Raw genomic sequence first — 3,297 nt, forward strand, 5'->3', positions numbered from 1 at the left:
TGCGACCGCCGCGATCCACGCCCCGATTGCAGGCAGAAAGTACACCCAGTGTTCGTTGGTCGAATACAGCACCCTTTCGCCAGGCTGTAGGATTTCGTCGATATAGCGCCCCATACGCCTACCCGGAGTTTACCTATCACCGCGGTAATATGCGCCATTTTAAACGGAGAAAGACCTTGATCTATCTCAAGCCTTCCAACGGCCAGCGCCGGAAGCTCGCATGCTTTCACACGAGAGCCGGACCCATCCCCTGCCGTGGGAGGTCGGGATGTTTGGACGGTTAAGGGAGGTGCAGAATGATCAGGTTGATTGCTATTGCCGGCTTCGCCTTATCGGTCGCAGTATCGGCGCAAGCCATGACACCTGCGCCGATTACTCCTCCGCCCAACGGCATGATCACTGAAGTCGCTGCTGCCTGCGGCGCGGGTAGGACACGAGTTAACGGTGTGTGCGTCGCAAGAACCACCGTCCGCCATACCCGTCGAGCCGTCCGCAGATGTGCGACCGGAATGACTTGCTAGCGCGCCGATGGCTTAAGCGGTGCAACCACGAAGGCTGAGACGACCCGAAACTGTCACTAGCGGCATTCTGCACTCTGTGTTGCCCGAAGCCGCTGATGGAGCGGCTGCTGGGTGTGATGGTCGCCGCACATGATCCAGATCAACGCTGTCGCTCGACTGCCGAAAAAATTGGCGCATGGCAAGACGGCTTTCCATTATCGAAGTGGGGGCGATTGCGATTATCGTTCTCAGCGTGGCTGTACTCGCCTTCGTCGGGTTTTCCATTTGGGCAGAATTATGAAGGCCGGGGTGCGCCGAGACTAACGCCATCCTCCACGCGCTCCCGGCGCACCGCCTCGCTCGCCGAGTTCTTCGACTTGAGCCACGTCTTCGATAGTCCGCCGTCCGCTTCGACACGATCCCTTCCAGCCCCATCTGGCAGAAGTGCTTGAAGATCGTCGGGCCGCCGCCGGTCAGGTGTTCGTTGAAGCGGATGGCGCGCGACTGTTGAGCGCGAGCCACACCACGTCCTTTTTCTTGGTCTGTGGGTTCGTAGAGTTGGCACGTCGCGTCATTTCGCTGTGCTAGGCATCCGTCGCCACGACGACACAGAACAGGCGTCAAGGGTGAGGCCATTAGAAGGCCCTACAGCGCGCCGCCAGCGCCGGGCTACCGGACACCGGCAAGCCGCACCAGTTTTCCAGCCACTGGCTTAGTCGTGAACGGTCGGGGCCAACTCCAGACCATAGCGGCTTCGGCCTGCTTTCTCTCATCCGCGGAGTTGCGTGGCAAGAACACTCCAAGAAACCCGTGTGAGACATGCCGGGGCGGTCTGACTATGTCCGTTCACAGGGGTAGACTGGAAGAGAACGGCACGCGGCCACCGCAAGGTAGCAAAGGCCAGAAAATTCATAACTACAAAAAAGCCCCGGCGAGCCTGGGCTTTGGTTTGCGAAGGTGGGTGAGATCAGTATCTGGCCGCGACCGGTGCGCCGTATCCACCGAAGCGATAATTCAACCGAAGCGTGACCATGTCAACATCTTGGCTGACCCCGCTGCCGGTGAGGATGAACCCTCCGGGAGTAACCACGCCTGCGAAGCTGGCATTATGACGCCCCATCCAGAGATGGTCGTATTCGATACCGAGCGACCAGTTGGGCGTGAAGCCGTACTCCCAGCCGACACCGAGGGCGCCGCCCCAGCGTGTGTGGCCTGCCGATGCCAGGCCGACCCCGGTGATGTTGTTGAATATATCGAATCGATTTGCGCGTCACGGCGGCGCCGCCCTTCACGTAGAGTGCCCCTTCTGCAACATTCGCCAAAAAAGGGATCGCGCGACTGTCCGCACCGGCATCTATTTGTTGTGTGGGTAGAGCGTCCGGCTAGGGTCAGATTCGGTAAGGGGTAGTGGGCAACTTCAGGGGAGATTGATGCTGAAATTCGTAATTGCGGGTGCTGCGTCTTTGGCTTTGGTGGGAGCGGCAGTTGCCGCGGATCTGCCTCGTCCGCAGCCCGTCGTCCAGACCGCGCCGGTTGGTAAATATCCCGTCGGCAAAACTCCAGTCGGCAAATACCCGATCGGCAAGGCTCCGGCGCCAGCTCCGTTAGTCACCAAGGGCTAATCCCGAAGATTGAAGCGCCTTCGGCCCGTCGGGGCCGGAGGCGTTCACCTCCAGTAATGTTTAGCTTGGGCTGTGTTGGGCCCAAGAAGGGTTGAACGTGGCAAGGGTGATCTGGGAATACCGCGATCTGCGATTTATTGTCGGAGTCGCAATCTTTGCGGCTTCCGTGGGAAGCGCTAGTGCACAGCAACTCGCGGCGCGTGCTGATGTTCAGCAGCGACCGGACACTTCCCCCAAGACCTCAATCAACTCCGCTACGAAAACGGCCGCAGCTGCGCCAGGCAGCCCGCCAGCCACGTCGGATGCAAAGCCGGCCCGGGTATCTTCAGTTAAAGGACCCTACTACGTTGATTTTCGTGCCCGCACTGCTGCATCCTACGGACACGCATTTGTCTGGTACGGCAAGACGAGCCAAAGGGCGGTCGAAGTTGCCGGCCTGCATCCAGCAGGCGACACACTGCCGTACGTATTGGGACATCTCATGTTTGTGCCTTCTGAAACGGGCGCGAGCTACGGCGACCTCGATGAGCAATATTTGACAGCCAGCTATCGAGTCTACTTGAATGAGGCTGACGCCAAAAAGGTATTTGCTTACATCAAACGTCTTCAGGCGACCTCGCCGGTGTGGAACGCGGGAACAACCAACTGCACCAATTTCATCGGTCGCATAGCGAGTTTTATGGGTTTGAAGGCTCCATTCCATTTGTTGAAGCCTGAAGAATACATAAACAAACTCAGAGCGCTAAACGGTGGACGTCAAACGGTGCAATTGGTTGCCGACCGGTAGACCCCGGGAAATGGCGGGCCAAACTCGAGGTGCCATCCGAGCTTGCGTGATGGCGTATCAACGAGCCGGACGGGATGAGCGCGTCGCGTAACGTGTATCGCGATGGCGGCATACACACGGGGCCGCACTGCTCGGCCAGTCTCGCCTAACCGAAAAGGCCGCCAACTGAGGCGGCCGCGGAGGAGCAATGTCCAAGTGGCGGCCTAATCTTTATCTGTCCAGCATACCAAGGAAACTCTACTGGTCGCGCCCGTGAAGCGGTTTCTGTGTTCGAAGCCTTGCCCGATTGGTAAGCGCTGTTCAGCGGCCACCTACCGGATGACGGGGTGATCTGCGAGTCTGCGGTTTGTTCGGACCGTTAGGCTTAGAATGGACACAGTGCATAGTG

2 protein-coding genes and 2 pseudogenes are annotated in these 3,297 nt (G+C 58.8%); 2 read left to right on the forward strand and 2 right to left on the reverse strand.

From position 1 onward, the window contains the following. Both CT676_RS45955 and CT676_RS43250 read right to left on the reverse strand, forming a co-directional pair. Nucleotides 1–114 (reverse strand): annotated as a pseudogene (locus CT676_RS45955) (PH domain-containing protein); the annotation flags it as partial. A 1,353-nt stretch (nt 115–1,467) separates the two neighbouring features. Further along, nucleotides 1,468–1,795 (reverse strand): annotated as a pseudogene (locus CT676_RS43250) (outer membrane beta-barrel protein); the annotation flags it as partial. A gap of 135 nt (nt 1,796–1,930) precedes the next feature. Between CT676_RS43250 and CT676_RS43255 the strand changes: the two are divergent. Both CT676_RS43255 and CT676_RS43260 read left to right on the forward strand, forming a co-directional pair. Beyond that, complete coding sequence (locus tag CT676_RS43255; RefSeq protein WP_080586686.1) at nt 1,931–2,122, forward strand: hypothetical protein; 192 nt, start codon at nt 1,931–1,933, stop codon at nt 2,120–2,122. A gap of 97 nt (nt 2,123–2,219) precedes the next feature. Beyond that, a complete protein-coding gene (locus tag CT676_RS43260) occupies nt 2,220–2,909 on the forward strand; it encodes a hypothetical protein (RefSeq protein ID WP_231142768.1) in 690 nt (229 codons plus the stop codon). Nucleotides 2,910–3,297 lie beyond the last annotated feature (388 nt).

The organism is Bradyrhizobium sp. MOS001 (genome assembly GCF_004634465.1).
GTDB classification, from domain to species: domain Bacteria; phylum Pseudomonadota; class Alphaproteobacteria; order Rhizobiales; family Xanthobacteraceae; genus Bradyrhizobium; species Bradyrhizobium barranii.

Excerpts from the sequence above, each read along its gene's own strand:
- CT676_RS43255 (WP_080586686.1), top strand. The coding sequence starts at position 1,931 with ATGCTGAAATTCGTAATTGCGGGTGCTGCGTCTTTGGCTTTGGTGGGA.